The organism is Amycolatopsis orientalis DSM 40040 = KCTC 9412 (assembly GCF_000478275.1).
GTDB lineage: Bacteria > Actinomycetota > Actinomycetes > Mycobacteriales > Pseudonocardiaceae > Amycolatopsis > Amycolatopsis orientalis.
Map to the genome: position 1 here is coordinate 52,094 of NZ_ASJB01000097.1, position 15,009 is coordinate 67,102.

Genomic DNA, 15,009 nt, shown 5'->3' on the forward strand with positions numbered 1-15,009 from the left:
GGATGGGGCTGGCCGACGAGGGGCTGACCCGCCGCCTCAAGGCGCTGGCCTGCACTGCGCCCTTGCACGACCTCGACGCGCGCAAGGCGAAGCTGGACTGGGCGGACGCCACGATCTACCAGATGGCCGAGATCGCGTTGCACACGATCGACCAGGTCACCGTGTCGATGGATTTCGACACCGGCGCGGACCACGAACAGGTGATCGTGCGGCTGCTGCCGTTCGTCGCCCTCCAGGCGCCCGGCCGGACCCCGGACGAGCACGCGAAGGTCGCCCGGTGGGTCCTCGACAACCTGATCAACGTCGGCACCACCGACCGCGGGTTCCGCCGCGTCTACGGTTCCATCGGCCCCGGCGGCGGCTACCAGCGGCGCCAGTTCGACTTCAAGCTGCTCGTCGAGCTGGCCGCGCCCGACGGCGAGGTCTACCTGCGCGCCACCGACGAGGCGATCAACGTCCTCGTCGGCGCACTGGACACCGACGTCGAATCCGCGCAGATCGCGGCCGAGGTCAAACTGGAGAACCTGATCAACCGCGGCCGCCTCGCCGACGCGAAGCTCGCCGCCGAACAGGCGCGCTACCGCACCGTCCAGTACGGCGAGACACTGCGCGCCAAACTCGACGCCACCCGGCGCGACGTCCGCGCGGTCGACTGGGAACGTGAGGTCCCGGACCTGCTGGACCAGGCGCTGTCCCATATCGAGTCCCGCTTCCGCGCCGAGAACGCGATCCTCAAGAACATCACCGCGTCCCGTGACGAGACCGAGGACCTCGACCGCAAACGCCGCGCCGCCGAACTCGTCGACATCGTCAGCGACTGCATCCGCCGCCATACCCGGCTCCAGTCCCGGCTGGCCGACGCCGGGGCGGTGTTCCGCGCCGAACAGGACCGCCAGCAGTTCTCCGGGCCGCCGCAGCGCGCGACGATCGACCTGTTCGGCCAGCTCCTGATGCCGACGCTGGGCCTGCCGATCGCCGACGCCGCCGCGCCTGCCGAGTCGTTCTTCCACGCCGGTGCCGGGATCTCCCCGCCGACCGTGCCGTCGCTGTCCTCGCTGGTGTCGCTGCTGCTCCGGCCCGCCCCGGAACGCGACCAGCTCGTCGGCGAGATCCCCGAGCCGGAGCTGATGCCCGCCGAGGTCACCGACAAGTTCGGGGACGAGCAGTGGCGGCTCGCCGACGACCTCCTCGATCTGCCGGAGGTGCCGCGACGGCTGTCCGGGCTGCTCGAAGAGGCCCGCCGGATCGACCCGGGGCTGCCCGCCCTGGTCGCGTTGCGGGCGGTGCACGCCTACAGTCCCGAGGTCGGCGCGGCGCTCCGGCTGGGGGAGCGTCAGGTGCTGCTGGCGGTGGACGACGGCACGCTGCTCGAAGACCCCGAGTTCGGCGGAGCGGATCTGCTGCTTTCGTCGGCGCGGGTCGACCGTGAAGACCAAGAAGAGGAGGAGGTCGCGTGACGACATCAGGGGACGTCGAATCCGCGGCCCGGCTCGTCTCGTTCGGCATGCGCCCGAAGCAGCTGCCGTCGCGGGACGTCGTCTACGGCGATCTCGTCCGGCGCTACGGCGAGGACAGCGCGTTCAAGCAGCTCACGCACGCGGTCGCGGCCGGGCTCGGGCTGATGGTGCTGGAGGTCAACCTCCAGGCCGGCGCCGTGCTCGCGGCGACCGACGAGTCCGTCTTCGAGATCAAGATGGACAGCTACGCGCGGCAGAGCAAGATCCGTGAGCGCCGCGAGACCGAGAAGGTCCTGCACGGGCTCGTCCACCTGGCCACCGCCGCGCTCGGCTACCCGCGCCCCGACGACCTCGCCAACGACACCTACATCGGCCGCGTCAGCGTCGAGCAGGTGGACGCGATGGTGCGGGAAGCCTGCCGGATCCTCGACGAACGCGCGGCCGAGGCCGAGACGAACAACGATCCGCTGGCCGACGCGCCCGAACTGGAACAGGCTTGGCGCGCCTACGCCCGGCGTCCCGCTGCGGCGGCGACCAAGGACGGAAGGCTGGCTTCGGACACCACCCGTGGCATGGTCGCGCGTGCGCTGCGGTTCCTCGCGGATCAGGGTTTCCTGGTCCAGGTCAGCGGGGAACAGGGCGGGACCTACCGGACCACGCCGCGCTACCAGGTGCAGGTGCGCGAACTCGCCGCCGACGCGGCCTTCGACGATCTGCTCGCGCTGAACGTGGTCTCGGTCGCCAACGGCGGCGGGACGCTGCGCGCGGCCGCGTCGGACACGCTCTAGAGGGGAAGAGATGTACGAGCTTTCGCGGGTTCGCCTGCATTCGGTGGGTCCGGCGGGTGCCCGCTACCAGGACGTCGTGCTGGACTTCAGCGGTGTCGGCGCGGCCATCACCGCGCCCAAGCAGGACGCGCTGTTCAGCGCCGGGATCCACCTGGCGGGCGAGGGGCCGCCGCGGCGCCCGTCCCCGGCGAGCGTGCTGTTCCTGGAGAACGGCGGCGGCAAATCCGTGCTGATCAAGCTGATCTTCTCGGTCATGCTGCCCGGCCGCCGTCAGGTCGTCGGCACGACGAACACCAAGGTGCTGGAGAAGTTCGTCGCCGCCAAGGACGTCTCGCACGTGGTGCTGGAGTGGCTGCAGGTCGAGACCGGCCACCGGGTGATCACCGGCAAGGTGTCGGAATGGCGCGGGCACGTGGTGTCGGCGGATTCGGAGAACCTGGTCGATTCCTGGTACTGCTTCCGCCCGACGCCTTCGCTCGACCTGGACTCGCTGCCGCTGACGTCGGACGGCAGGCTGCTGACGATGTCGGGCTTCCACGACCAGCTCGACAAGGTGCACGGCGGGGAGCCGGAGCTGGAGCTGTTCTGGACCCGGCGCCACCATGAGTGGACATCCCGGCTGGACGGCCTCGGTCTCGACACCGAGCTGTTCCGGTACCAGCGCGCGATGAACGCCGGTGAGGGCGAGGCGGCGGACGCCTTCGCGTTCAGCACCGACGAGGCGTTCGTCGAGTTTTTGCTGCGCGCGGTGCTGTCGGAGGACGAACCGAAGGACCTCGCCGAGGTCGTCGCGACCTACGCGCACAACCTCGCCCAGCGCGGGGATCTGCTGTCGGAGCGGGATTTCGTCGCGGGAGCGCTCGATCTGCTGACGCCGCTGGCGGAGGAGGAAGGCGTCGCCGCCGCGTCGCGGAAGCTCGCCGACGCCGCCCGCGCCGAGATGCGGACTCTCGCCGGTCAGGTCGCCGCTCGCGACAAGCTGGAGAACGAGCGGCTGAGCGGCCTCGAACAGCACGTCGACGAGGTGAAGTCGGCGGAGAAGCTGGCCGAGGGCGACCACCGCCGTCTCGCCGCCGGGGTCACCGAACTCCGCCGCCTGGTCGGGAAACTGCGGCTCGACGAGGCGCAGGAGAGCAAGAAGCGGATCGACGGCGAACTCGCCGAGGCCAAGACCGCCGCCGAAGCCTGGCGTGAGTGCTCCACCGTCCTCAACCACCTCAACGCCGCCCGCAAGGCCCGCGATTTCCGTGAACTGGTGGGGAATCGCGAGCAGAAGGCCCAGCCTGCGCTGCAGGCGCGCAACACCGCCGCGGCCGCGCTCGCCCGGGGTCTGCTGGCACTGGCCAAGAACGCGACCGATCAGGCGTCGAAGGCCGAAGCCCACGCCGGCGCCCTGCGTGCCGAAGCGGAGAAGGCCCAGGCGGAACGCGACGAATCGGCGAACCTCGCGGCCTCACGCCGGGCGGAGGCTCGCGGGCTGGGCGCGCGGATCGCCGAAATCCGGGAGGAGATCGCGGAAACCGTCCGGTCCGGCGCGCTCAAGGCCGGGGCCGACGTCGCCGACGCGGCGCGCGCGGCCAGGACCGAGGCCGAGACGACCGCCGCGGAACTGGTCCGCCGCGAACAGGAACTCGAACGCGTCGCGGAGGATCTGCGTGCCGCGCAGGCGACCGTCAACGACGCGCACCGGCTCGCCGGGTCCACAAAGGACCGCTTGGAGCGCGCGGCCGAGGAGCTGGACCGGGCCAACCGGCGCACCGACGCGCTCGCCGTCGAACCCCGGCTGTCCGAACTCCTCGGCACGGACGACGTCGCGCTGGAGACGGATCTGCCGGTGCTGCTGGAACGTCTTCGCGAGGCGGGGGCGACCGCGGAGAAGGAACAGACGGCGTTGCGGATGGAGGAGTCCGTCGACGAGCGAGCCCTGAACGCGCTCGGCTCCGGTGGTCTCCTGCCCGCCACCGAAGAGGTCCAGTCCGCTTTGGACGCGCTGGAAGCCGCGGGGATGAACGCGTGGTCCGGCTGGCGCTACCTGTCCACTTTGGACAAGAAGCGGCGGGCGGCCGTGCTGGCCCGCGCGCCCCAGCTGGTCTCGGGGATCCTGCTCAACGAACCGGAGCAGGTCCGGCTCGCCGAGAAGGTGCTGGCGGAGCGGCGCTTGCTGCCCACCACGATCATCCCGGTGGCCACCACCGAGGCCACCACGACCGACCGCCTGCCCGAGGAGGCGGGTATCGCCTTCCTCGTCCCGCCCAACCCGGCGATGTACGACGAGGAAGCCGCCGACGCCGAGCGCGAGGCCATCGCGCTTCGGCACGCCGAACGGCAGCGCCGGCTGGAAGCATTGACGACTTCGCTGGCTGACGACAGTGCGCTGTCGTGGAAACTCAAGACCTGGCGGGAGGACTACCCGCCCGGCAGCATCGCGACGCTGGCCGAGCAGCTGCAGAGCGCGCGCACCGCCCACGAGACCGCGCAGACCGCGTTGGACCAGGCGGAGAAGGAATTCCAGCGCCTTGGCGAGAAGGCGGCCGGGCTGAGGGAGCGGATTCCCGAACTGCGCACGGCTTCGGCCGAGGCGGGGGAGCGGGCTCGCGGACTGGAGGCGCTCGCCACCCGGGCCGCGAAGATTCCCGAGTGGACGGACGACGTCGAACGCGCCACCGAGACAGCCGAGCGGGCCGAGTCGACGGCGTCGGAAGCCGCGGTGAAGGCTTCCCGGCTGCGCGAGCAGGCCGGTGAGGAACAGCGCACCGCCGACGGGCACCGCCGGACGGCGACGACGGCGAAGTCGGAGCTGGCCGAAGTCCCGGGTTCGAGCGACGTCACCGAAAACGACCCCACGCCCGCCGAACCGGTGGACGCGTTGCGGCGCACCTTCGCGTCGGCGTCCGAGGCGTATTCGAAGGTCGAGGTCGGCAGCGATCTGCGCGCCGAACTCGAGCAGGCGGAAAGCGTCGAGGCGTCCGCGCGGGCGGCCGTCGAGGCGCTGGACGACGCGGTCCGCGAGCGGGCCCTGACATTGCTGGAGACGCCGGACGGTTCCGACGCTTCGGCGCGGGCGGCCGCGCAGGCGCGGGCGAACCGGGCCGTCGCGGTGCTGGAGGAGGAACGCACCGAGATCGTCGGGCTCGTGGCGACCCGCAAGGCGGAACTGAGTCAGCTTCCGGAACAGCCGTCGGCACTCGCGCTCGACGCCAGGCCGAAGGACATCGAGCACGGCCTGGAGCTGATCGACGAAGCGAGTCTCGAGGTTTCGGCGGCCGCCCGGAAATGGGAGGAACTGCAGGAGCGCCGCGCCGCGGCCGAAGCGACGTTGGAGTCCGCGAAGACGTCCGCGTCCGGATTCGGCCTTCTGGCCGAGTCGATGGCGCATCTGCTGTCCAAAGAGGACGAAGCGGTGGCCTTCGATGGCGACGTCGAATCCGCGCGCGCCAAGCATTCCCGGCTCAACACCGCGCTCACCGAGGCGCAGGACGCGGCTGACGCCGGTGATCGCCGGGTGCGGGCCGCGGCCGATCAGCTGGCGCAGTACGCCACCGACAAACGCTTCGAGAAGCTCAGCACCCCCGTGCGGCAGCAGGTGATCTCGGTCCGCCGCGACCAGCTGCCCGCGCACGCCGCCGAATGGGCCGAGGCACTGCGCCCGCGGTTGCGCACGCTCACCGACGATCTCGCGCAGATCGACCGGCACCGCGGCGGCATCATCACCCGCCTGCAGGGCATGGTCGACGGTGCCCTGCGCACTCTCCGCGCGGCACAACGGGTTTCGCGGCTGCCGGACGGTCTCGGCGACTGGTCGGGCCAGGAGTTCCTGCGGATCCGCTTCACCGAACTCGAAGAGAACGTGCTCGCCGAGAAACTGGGCGAGGTCGTCGACGAGGCCGCGGTGGGGAAGACCTCCGACGGCCGGGACGTCAAACGAGACGGGCTTTCGCTCGTGCTGCGCGGCGTACAGGCCGCCGCGCCCAAGGGTTTCCGCGTCGACATGCTGAAACCGGACTCCGTGCTGAGGACCGAACGCCAGCGCGTTTCGGAGATCCGCGACGTGTTCTCCGGCGGCCAGCAGCTGACCGCCGCGATCATCCTGTACTGCACGCTCGCCGCGCTCCGCGCCAACAACCGCGGAAAGGCGCGCAACCGGCACTCCGGCGTGCTGTTCCTCGACAACCCGATCGGCCGCGCGTCGGCCGGGTACCTGCTGGAACTGCAGCGGGCGGTGGCCGAGGCGCTGGGCGTCCAGCTGATCTACACGACCGGCTTGTTCGACGCGGGCGCGCTGAGCGAGTTCCCGCTGATCGTCCGGCTGCGCAACGACGCGGACCTCCGGGCCGGGCGCAAATACCTGTCCGTCGACGCGACGATCCGGAACGCGACCGACGAACTCGGGGAGCCGGACGGCGTCGCGCGGCTTTCGGCGACGCGGCTGTTCACGCGGCCCTCGGACGAACCGGAGCCGGAGGAGGAGACCGCCTAGGTGGCACACGGTGGCACTTTGGGGCACGGGAGCGCTATAGTGCGCTAATGAGCGTTCAACACGAGATCTCCCAGCGTGATCTCCGGAACCGTTCCGGCGAGATCATGGACGCGGTCGAGCACGGTGAAACCTTCACCGTGACCCGTAGCGGTTCGCCCATCGCCCAGCTGGTTCCGTTGTGTCGACGGCACGCCGTTTCCCGTGACCAGTTCGCCACTGGCTCGGCCAACGCTCCGCTCATCGACCCGGACAGGTTCCGCGCGGACCTCGACGACGCTTTCGAAGGGGAGGCGGAAGATCCCTATGGCCGCTGAGGTCCACGGCCTGCTCGACACGAACATCCTGATCCTCCGGCGGACGATCGACCACGCCCAGCTGCCGGATCTGATGTCGATCAGCACGATCACGCTCGCCGAACTGTCGGCGGGGCCGCACTATGCCACCGATCCGGCCGAGCGAGCCCGGCGTACGGATCTGCTGCAGCGCGTGGAATCCGAGTTCGACCCGCTGCCTTTCGGCACCGAGGCGGCGCGGATCTTCGGCCGGGTTTCGGCTTCCGTGCTCGCGATGGGCAGGACACCACGGCGGCGCGTGGCCGACCTGATGATCGCCAGTGTGGCCATCGCGCACCGGATGCCGCTGTACACCACCAACCCGCAGGATTTCGAAGGCCTGAAAGAACTTCTCGACGTCGTCCCGGTCACCCGGCCGGGGAGCTGACTCAGACTGGTGGCGCGCTGGGAACTCCTGGTCGTTCGGCGAGCCGCGCTCAATCCTTGCGGCCGGTGAAGGCGAGAGACGTCCCGAGCCCGATCATCACCAGCCCGCTCGTGCCGCCGACGAGCCGCAGCCGTCGCGGCGACCGCGCGAACCAGGCCCGGGCCGTCCCGGCGGCGAGCGCCCACAGGGTGTCGGAAACGAGGGCGATCAGCGGCAGGCAGATCCCCAGCACCAGCATCTGAGCGGGTACCGACCCGGCCGAGGCGTCCACGAACTGCGGCAGGATCGCGGCCAGGAACACGATCGACTTGGGGTTCGCGAAGCCGACGACGAGGCCGTCGCGCATGACCGTGAGCGTCCGGCCGGGGGAGGCTTCGACATCGGCCGTGAAGGCCTCGGTGAGCTTGCGGCGGTGCCGGATGGCCTGCACGCCCAGGTAGACCAGGTACAGCGCGCCCGCCAGCTTGATCGCGGTGAACACGGCCGCGGAGCTGGTGACCACGGCGCCGAGGCCGAACGCGACGGCCAGGACCTGGAGGTACACGCCGATCGCGTTCCCGGCGACGGTGAGCAGCGCGTCGCGCCTGCCGACGGTCAGCGCGCGGCTGATGGTGAACAGCACGCTCGGCCCCGGCACGACGATCATGAGGAAGGTGAGCGCGGCGAAGGCCGCGAACTGCCCGGCGGTGACCATCCCCCGAGGCTAGAGCTTCGGGTGGGCGGCGCGCAGCCGGTTTCCGGGCTCCGGGTTTGTCGGGGGCCGGTGGTAGGAACGATCCGTGACCCCGAAGATCGGCATCCAGCAGCGCCGCGCCCGGCTCGCCGTGCGCCACCGCCTCACCACGCCCGCCCCGTCCGTGCTCGCCGCGGCGGACGCGGTCGTGGCGCTGCACGCCACGGACCCGGCCACGGTCCACCTCTCGGCGTGGGCGCGCGTCAAGGGCGATGGCGTCGCGGAACTGGAGAACGCGCTCTACGAGGAGCGCACGCTGGTGCGCATGCTCGGCATGCGCCGCACGGTCTTCGTCCTCGGGCACGAGAACGCGGCCCTCGTCCAGGCCGCGTGTTCGGCCGACATCGCCAAGAAGCAGCGGCGCCTGCTCGAACAGCACCTCGGCACGCAGGGGCATCCGGGGAACGTCCCCGATCCGGAACGCTGGCTGGCCGAGGTCGAGGACGCGACCGAGCGCGCGTTGAAGGTCCGTGGTTCCGCGACGGCGCAACAGCTGGCCGAGGACGAGCCGCGGCTGAAGCAGCAGCTCATGATGGCCAGGGGAAAGCCGTACGAGGCGATCGCCAACGTCACCAGCCGGGTCCTGTTCCAGCTCGCGGTCGACGGCCGCATCGTGCGCGGGCGCCCGCGCGGCAGCTGGATCAGCAGCCAGTACTACTGGGCCACGATGGCGGACTGGCTTCCCCAGGGCATGGCCGCGTGGGACGCCGACGAGGCCAGGGCCGAACTCGCCCGAAGATGGCTCTACGCCTACGGTCCCGCCCCGATCGCGGATCTGCGGTGGTGGACGGGCTGGACGGCGGGGCAGACCAAGAAGGCGCTCGCGGCCGTTCAGCCGATCGAGGTCGACCTCGACGGCGTCCCCGGAGTCGTGCTCGCCGACGATCTGGAGCCGGTCGCGGAGCCGGAGCCCTGGGTAGCGCTGCTCCCGTCCCTCGACCCGACGTCGATGGGCTGGATCGAGCGCGACTGGTATCTCGGCCCGCACCGGGCGCCGCTGTTCGACGGCACCGGCAACATCGGTCCCACCGTCTGGGCCGACGGCCGGATCGTGGGCGGCTGGGCGCAGCGCCCCGGCGGCGAAGTCGTCCACCACTTCCTGGAGGACGTCGGCGCGGAGGTCGAACGGGCCGTCGAGGCGGAGGCGGACCACCTGGCCGAGTGGCTCGGAGAGGTGCGAGTCACGCCACGGATGCGCACGCCGCTGGAGCGACGGCTAGCACAACAAAGCTGAGAGTTTTCCGCAGAGTTCCTGGTGGCGATGGTCTTAATCGATTCTTGACCTGACCCACCGAGTGGTGGAAGTCTCGTCAGGGCAAAGAGGGCCGCCCGAGCGCGCACGCTAGGGTTGCGCCCGAGTAACGGACGTCTTTCCGGGGCGTTCCCGGACGAGTCTCAAGGGAGTGGCAGCAGTGACGGTTCGCGTAGGTGTCAACGGCTTCGGCCGCATCGGCCGCAACTTCTTCCGGGCCGTGCAGGCCGCCGGTCACGACATCGAGGTGGTCGCGTTCAACGACCTCGGCGACGTCGCCACGATGGCCCACCTGCTCAAGTACGACTCCATCCTCGGCCGTTTCCCGGGCGAGGTCAGCGTCAGCGACGAGGGCATCGTCGTCGACGGCAAGACCATCAAGGCGCTCGCCGAGCGCGACCCGGCCAACCTGCCCTGGGGCGACCTGGGCGTGGACGTCGTCGTCGAGTCGACCGGCTTCTTCACCAGCGGTGACGCCGCCAAGGCGCACATCGCCGGTGGCGCCAAGAAGGTCATCATCTCCGCGCCCGCCAAGGGCGAGGACCTGACCGTGGTGCTGGGCGTCAACGACGACAAGTACGACGGCTCGCAGACCATCATCTCGAACGCCTCCTGCACCACCAACTGCCTCGGCCCGCTGGCCAAGGTCCTCAACGACGCGTTCGGCATCGAGCAGGGCCTGATGACCACGATCCACGCGTACACGCAGGACCAGAACCTGCAGGACGCCCCGCACAAGGACCTGCGCCGCGCCCGTGCCGCCGCGCTGAGCATGGTCCCGACCTCGACCGGTGCCGCCAAGGCCATCGGCCTGGTCCTGCCGGAGCTCAACGGCAAGCTCGACGGTTTCGCGGTCCGCGTCCCGGTCCCGACCGGTTCGGCCACCGACCTCACCGTCACGCTGACCAAGAGCGCGACGCTCGAGGAGATCAACGCCGCGTACAAGGCCGCCGCCGAGGGCCCCCTGGCCGGCATCCTGCGCTACAGCGAGGACCCGATCGTTTCGGCCGACATCGTCACCGACCCGGCGTCCTGCATCTACGACGCGCCGCTGACGAAGGTCATCGGCAACCAGGTCAAGGTCATCGGCTGGTACGACAACGAGTGGGGCTACTCCAACCGCCTCGCCGACCTCGTCAAGCTCGTCGGCACCAAGCTTTCCTGACCCATGGCGCTGAAGAACCTCGAAGACCTGCTGAGCGAGGACGTCTCGGGCCGGTTCGTACTCGTGCGATCCGACCTGAACGTCCCGCTCGACGGGGAGACCATCACCGACGACGGCCGCGTCCGCGCGGCCCTGCCGACCCTCAAGCGCCTCGCCGAGGCGGGCGCGAAGGTGGTCGTCACGGCGCACCTCGGCCGTCCCAAGGGCGAGCCGGACCCGAAGTTCTCGCTCGCGCCCGTCGCCGCGAAGCTCACCGAGCTGCTCGGCGTCGACGTCCCGCTGGCCGGTGACCTGGTCGGCGAGTCCGCCAAGGCCACCGTCGCCGGTCTGACCGACGGTCAGGTGGCCCTGCTGGAGAACGTGCGCTTCGACGCGCGCGAGACCAGCAAGGTCGAGGCGGAGCGCCAGGAACTGGCCGCCGAGCTGGCCGCGCTCGTCCCGGGCGGGGCCTTCGTCTCCGACGGCTTCGGTGTCGTGCACCGCAAGCAGGCCTCGGTCTATGAGATCGCCCGGACGCTTCCGGCCTACGCCGGCGGTCTGGTGCTGGCCGAGGTCGATGTCCTCAAGAAGCTCACCGAGGACCTTGCGCGGCCGTACGTCGTCGTGCTCGGCGGCGCGAAGGTGTCGGACAAGCTGGGCGTGATCGCCAACCTGCTGACCAAGGTCGACAGGCTGCTCATCGGTGGCGGCATGGCGTACACCTTCCTCAAGGCCCAGGGCCACGAGGTCGGGAACTCGCTGTTGCAGGAGGACCAGCTGGAGCAGGTCCGCGGTTTCCTCGCCGAGGCGGAGAAACGTGGCGTCGAGCTGATCCTGCCGGTGGACGTCCTCGCCGCGACGGGCTTCGCGGCCGACGCGGAGTTCGACGTCGTCGACGCGAAGGCCATCCCGGCCGACCGCATGGGTCTCGACATCGGCCCCAAGTCGCGCGAGCTGTTCGCGGGCAAGCTGGCCGACGCGGCGACAGTGTTCTGGAACGGCCCGATGGGCGTGTTCGAGTTCGAGTCCTTCGCCGGCGGCACCCGTGCCGTGGCCGAGGCGCTGGTCGAGAGCGACGCCTTCACCGTGGTCGGCGGTGGCGACTCCGCCGCGGCCGTGCGGCAGCTGGGCCTGCCCGAGGACGGTTTCTCGCACATCTCGACCGGCGGCGGCGCGTCGCTGGAGTACCTGGAGGGCAAGGAACTGCCCGGAGTCGCTGTGCTGGGAGAGAACGACTAGTGGCGCGCAAACCGCTCATCGCCGGCAACTGGAAGATGAACCAGAACCACCTCGAAGCCATCGCGCTGGTTCAGAAGATCGCCTTCGCCCTGCCGGAGAAGTACTACGCGAAGGTCGACGTCGCGGTCCTGCCGCCGTTCACCGACATCCGCAGCGTCCAGACGCTGACCGACGGCGACAAGCTGTCGCTCACCTACGGCGCCCAGGACCTGTCGCCGCACGACTCCGGTGCCTACACCGGTGACGTGTCGGGCCCGATGCTGGCGAAGCTGGGCTGCAGCTTCGTGACCGTGGGGCACTCGGAGCGGCGCGAGTACCACGGCGAGACCGACGAACTGGTCAACAAGAAGGTCAAGGCCGCGCTCAAGCACGGCATCAAGCCGATCCTGTGCGTGGGGGAGAAGCTCGAGGTCCGCGAGGCGGGCGAGCACATCGCCCACACCACGGCCCAGCTGGTCGAGGGCCTGAAGGGGCTCAAGGCGGAGCAGGTCAAGGACGTCGTCGTCGCCTACGAGCCGGTCTGGGCGATCGGGACCGGCAAGGTCGCGACCCCGTCGGACGCCGAGGAGGTGTGCGGAGCCATCCGCGCCACCCTCGCCGAGAAATACGGTGCCGAGGTCGCGTCCTCGGTGCGCGTGCTCTACGGCGGCTCGGCGAAGGCCAACAACATCAGTGACCTCGTCGCCTGCGAGAACATCGATGGTGCTCTCGTCGGTGGTGCCAGCCTGGATGGTGAGGAGTTCACCAAACTCTGCGCACTCGCCGCGGGCGGGCCCCTGCCCTGATCGGGGCACCAACCGGGTAACCTGTGTATCCGGTCCGTCACACAGCAGTGGACGAGTCCAGGAGTACGGTGTGTTCTGGTGGTCAAGAGCCACCCGCGGCACACCGTTTTCCTGCATTCTCCAAGAGCGCAGAGGATGACATGAAGCTGTTCCTGCAAATCCTGTTGATCGCCTCCAGCTTTTTCCTGATTGTGGCCGTGTTGCTGCACCGGGGCCGGGGTGGCGGTCTGTCTTCGCTGTTCGGTGGCGGTATGCAGTCGAGCCTTTCGGGTTCGAGCGTGGCCGAGAAGAACCTCGACCGGATCACGCTGCTTCTTGGCGCGGTGTGGCTGATCAGCATCATCGGCCTCGGGCTCCTGCTCAAGGTCTGATCGATCCAGGTGTTTCGGCGTGCCTATGGGGGGCGCGCCGCCGATCCCTATAGGTGTGAGGATTCATGGTTGGCGGTAACGCGATTCGGGGCACCCGTGTGGGTGCCGGTCCTTCGGGCGAATCGGAACGGGGTGAGTCGGCGCCGCGGCGCCGCATTTCCTATTGGTGTGCCAACGGGCACGAGGCGCAGCCCTCGTTCTCGATGGACGCCGAGATTCCCGACGAGTGGGACTGCCCGCGCTGCGGGCTCCCCGGTGGGCAGGACGAGCAGAACCCGCCTGCCGCGCCGCGGACCGAGCCTTACAAGACCCACCTGGCTTACGTGAAGGAACGGCGTTCCGACGCCGACGGCGAGGCCATCCTCGCCGAGGCGCTGGAGCGGTTGCGCCAGCGCCGCGAGATCTGAGGAATCGCGTTCAGGCCTCGTGAGTGGTAATGACGGTTAGAACCGTCATTACCACTCACGAGGCATAGGCGCTCACCGGTCGAGCGGGTACCGGGCACGCACCCGGAACCCGCCGTCCTCGGTGTCGGCGGTCTCGAAGCTCCCACCCAGCAATCGAGCGCGTTCGGCCAGCCCGGTCAGCCCGTGCCCTCCTGAGGGAAGGGCCGCACCGGGTGTCCGGGCGCGCTCATTGCGTATCTCGACCTTGAGTGAGCCGTGCTCGCCCTGGATCCGGATCGTCGCGGTGGCGCCCGGTGCGTGCTTGTGCACGTTGGTCAGGCATTCCTGCACGGTGCGGTAGGCGGCGGCGGAAACCTGGCTGGGCAGCAGTTCGGGGATCCGCTCGACGGTGAGGTGCACGGGGACGTCCGAGCCCCGGATCAGCCGGTCGAGTTCGTTGATCCCCGGCCGCGGCCCGTCGTCCTCGGAACCCGAGCGCAGCACGCTGACGAGTGAACGCAGTTCTTCCAGCGTCTTGGTGCTCAGTTTGCGGATGACCTGCGCGGTTTCGAGCGAACGGGCGTCGGTGGTCTGCGCCTGCAGCGCGCCCGCCTGCATCGCGATCAGCGTGATCTGGTGCGAAACGACGTCGTGCATCTCCCGCGCCAGCCTGGCGCGCTCTTCCGCGCGGACGGCGTCGGCGTGGAAGCGGCGCTCACGGTCGCGGCTGGCGGCGAGTTCGGAGAGTTTCTGCGAGATCTCGGTCCGCGCCCCGATGAGCAGGCCGATGGCCACCGGCATCCCGGCGACGATGACGCCGTAGATCCCGTCCAGGACGTGTTCACGCCAGCTGAGTTCGACGAAGTCCGGCAACGGCCACTGGACGAACCGGCAGGTGAAGATGAGCGCGAACCCGGTCCAGGTCTGCCAGTGCATCTGCTTGCGGGTGGCGAGGAAGCCGAGCGCGATCATCGCGGCCAGCTGGGACCAGCCGGCGAGGAAGCCGGGGACGGTGGCGATCACCGCGAGGAACGGCAGCTTGCGACGGAAGGCCAGGCCGAGGCACGCGGCGCCGGAAAGGTAGATCGAGTACGGCTGGGCCTTCTCGGGGATCACCAGCCAGACGTCGAGCGCGGCCAGGAAGATCGCGAGTGTGTCGACGCCCAGCGCGACCAGCGCCGGACGTTTGATCTTGGCGAACGACATGACCCCGGCGGCACGGCGCATCCGGTCGGCGGCATCCTGCCCGGAGCCGCCCACCGAGATACCTGGCATCGAGAGACCCTCTGTGCTCATCGCTGGCGACCTCACTCGTCTTGTGGACTTGGATGGTGAGACGTGTTCTTCGCCCGATCGGGACGCGCAGGAACGAACAAATGTGCGGATGCTAACGGCAGGGTGTAGTGAGGCGGTAAGTTTCCCCCAGTCGGGCTAGCGACTGTCTGGTCACTGTCCGTTCTGCGGACAAGTGCATGAACGTTCGGTCGGTCAAGGCGCGGACCGGACCACCCGGGCTCGGTGGTCCGTTGATCGTTCCGACGCGCGAACAAGCCCTCTCTGATGCGAATGTCGGTAAGAGTTGATCTACATCACGTTTCGTGGTCGCGCGGTGACCCTGCCGCGCGAAAGTCCGTGAAGGCCTCCTTCACTACCCTTA

The 15,009-nt window shown here is 69.6% G+C and carries 13 protein-coding genes; 11 read left to right on the plus strand and 2 right to left on the minus strand.

The genetic code is table 11. From position 1 onward, the window contains the following. Positions 1-2: 2 nt before the first annotated feature. The 5 genes from L324_RS38880 to L324_RS38900 are packed head-to-tail and all read left to right on the plus strand — an operon-like array spanning position 3 to position 7,442. Positions 3-1,457: a hypothetical protein gene (locus L324_RS38880; protein WP_037321168.1), complete on the plus strand. Its 1,455-nt coding sequence runs from the start codon at positions 3-5 to the stop codon at positions 1,455-1,457. A gap of 47 nt (positions 1,458-1,504) precedes the next feature. Further along, entirely contained in the window at positions 1,505-2,245 is a 741-nt protein-coding gene (locus tag L324_RS38885; RefSeq protein WP_051174380.1) for a hypothetical protein, read from the plus strand. Positions 2,246-2,255: 10 nt separating this feature from the next. Continuing rightward, positions 2,256-6,722 carry a coiled-coil domain-containing protein gene (locus L324_RS38890; RefSeq protein ID WP_037320916.1) on the plus strand — a complete coding sequence of 1,489 codons (4,467 nt, stop codon included), beginning with the start codon at positions 2,256-2,258 and terminating at the stop codon, positions 6,720-6,722. Between the two features lie 47 nt (positions 6,723-6,769). Continuing rightward, on the plus strand, positions 6,770-7,036 hold the full coding sequence (locus L324_RS38895) for a type II toxin-antitoxin system Phd/YefM family antitoxin (protein ID WP_037320919.1): 267 nt from the start codon (positions 6,770-6,772) through the stop codon (positions 7,034-7,036). Then, positions 7,026-7,442, plus strand: coding sequence for a type II toxin-antitoxin system VapC family toxin (locus tag L324_RS38900; RefSeq protein ID WP_037320921.1), 417 nt, complete (start codon positions 7,026-7,028; stop codon positions 7,440-7,442). Before L324_RS38895 ends, L324_RS38900 begins: the two co-directional genes overlap by 11 nt. A gap of 49 nt (positions 7,443-7,491) precedes the next feature. On the opposite strand, the gene L324_RS38905 is transcribed toward L324_RS38900, so the two are convergent. Beyond that, positions 7,492-8,136 carry a LysE family translocator gene (locus L324_RS38905; RefSeq protein WP_037320922.1) on the minus strand — a complete coding sequence of 215 codons (645 nt, stop codon included), beginning with the start codon at positions 8,134-8,136 and terminating at the stop codon, positions 7,492-7,494. A gap of 85 nt (positions 8,137-8,221) precedes the next feature. On the opposite strand from L324_RS38905, the gene L324_RS38910 reads away from it, so the two are divergent. The 6 genes from L324_RS38910 to L324_RS38935 all read left to right on the plus strand — a co-directional run bounded on the left by L324_RS38910 (position 8,222) and on the right by L324_RS38935 (position 13,373). Continuing rightward, a complete protein-coding gene (locus L324_RS38910; RefSeq protein WP_037320926.1) occupies positions 8,222-9,409 on the plus strand; it encodes a winged helix DNA-binding domain-containing protein in 1,188 nt (395 codons plus the stop codon). Between the two features lie 178 nt (positions 9,410-9,587). Continuing rightward, positions 9,588-10,592 carry a type I glyceraldehyde-3-phosphate dehydrogenase gene (gap, locus tag L324_RS38915; protein ID WP_037320928.1) on the plus strand — a complete coding sequence of 335 codons (1,005 nt, stop codon included), beginning with the start codon at positions 9,588-9,590 and terminating at the stop codon, positions 10,590-10,592. A 9-nt stretch (positions 10,593-10,601) separates the two neighbouring features. Continuing rightward, positions 10,602-11,810, plus strand: coding sequence for a phosphoglycerate kinase (locus L324_RS38920; protein ID WP_328286165.1), 1,209 nt, complete (start codon positions 10,602-10,604; stop codon positions 11,808-11,810). Then, a complete protein-coding gene (gene tpiA / locus L324_RS38925) occupies positions 11,810-12,595 on the plus strand; it encodes a triose-phosphate isomerase (RefSeq protein ID WP_037320932.1) in 786 nt (261 codons plus the stop codon). Before L324_RS38920 ends, tpiA begins: the two co-directional genes overlap by 1 nt. Before the next feature lie 140 nt (positions 12,596-12,735). Then, on the plus strand, positions 12,736-12,966 hold the full coding sequence (gene secG, locus L324_RS38930; protein ID WP_037320935.1) for a preprotein translocase subunit SecG: 231 nt from the start codon (positions 12,736-12,738) through the stop codon (positions 12,964-12,966). Positions 12,967-13,031: 65 nt separating this feature from the next. Continuing rightward, the gene (locus L324_RS38935) at positions 13,032-13,373 is read left to right on the plus strand and encodes an RNA polymerase-binding protein RbpA (protein WP_037320937.1); all 342 of its coding nucleotides are present in this window, start codon (positions 13,032-13,034) and stop codon (positions 13,371-13,373) included. 72 nt (positions 13,374-13,445) lie between these two features. Here L324_RS38935 and L324_RS38940 read toward each other — a convergent pair whose 3' ends face one another. After that, entirely contained in the window at positions 13,446-14,648 is a 1,203-nt protein-coding gene (locus tag L324_RS38940) for a sensor histidine kinase (RefSeq protein ID WP_162835894.1), read from the minus strand. Positions 14,649-15,009 lie beyond the last annotated feature (361 nt).

Bases quoted from the DNA above. Each gene is read 5' to 3' on its own strand.
- L324_RS38895 (WP_037320919.1), top strand. From the start codon at position 6,770: ATGAGCGTTCAACACGAGATCTCCCAGCGTGATCTCCGGAACCGTTCC.
- L324_RS38885 (WP_051174380.1), top strand. From the start codon at position 1,505: ATGCGCCCGAAGCAGCTGCCGTCGCGGGACGTCGTCTACGGCGATCTC.
- L324_RS38900 (WP_037320921.1), top strand. From the start codon at position 7,026: ATGGCCGCTGAGGTCCACGGCCTGCTCGACACGAACATCCTGATCCTC.
- L324_RS38905 (WP_037320922.1), bottom strand. From the start codon at position 8,136: ATGGTCACCGCCGGGCAGTTCGCGGCCTTCGCCGCGCTCACCTTCCTC.
- secG (WP_037320935.1), top strand. From the start codon at position 12,736: ATGAAGCTGTTCCTGCAAATCCTGTTGATCGCCTCCAGCTTTTTCCTG.
- L324_RS38890 (WP_037320916.1), top strand. From the start codon at position 2,256: ATGTACGAGCTTTCGCGGGTTCGCCTGCATTCGGTGGGTCCGGCGGGT.
- L324_RS38940 (WP_162835894.1), bottom strand. From the start codon at position 14,648: ATGAGCACAGAGGGTCTCTCGATGCCAGGTATCTCGGTGGGCGGCTCC.
- L324_RS38880 (WP_037321168.1), top strand. From the start codon at position 3: ATGGGGCTGGCCGACGAGGGGCTGACCCGCCGCCTCAAGGCGCTGGCC.
- L324_RS38935 (WP_037320937.1), top strand. From the start codon at position 13,032: ATGGTTGGCGGTAACGCGATTCGGGGCACCCGTGTGGGTGCCGGTCCT.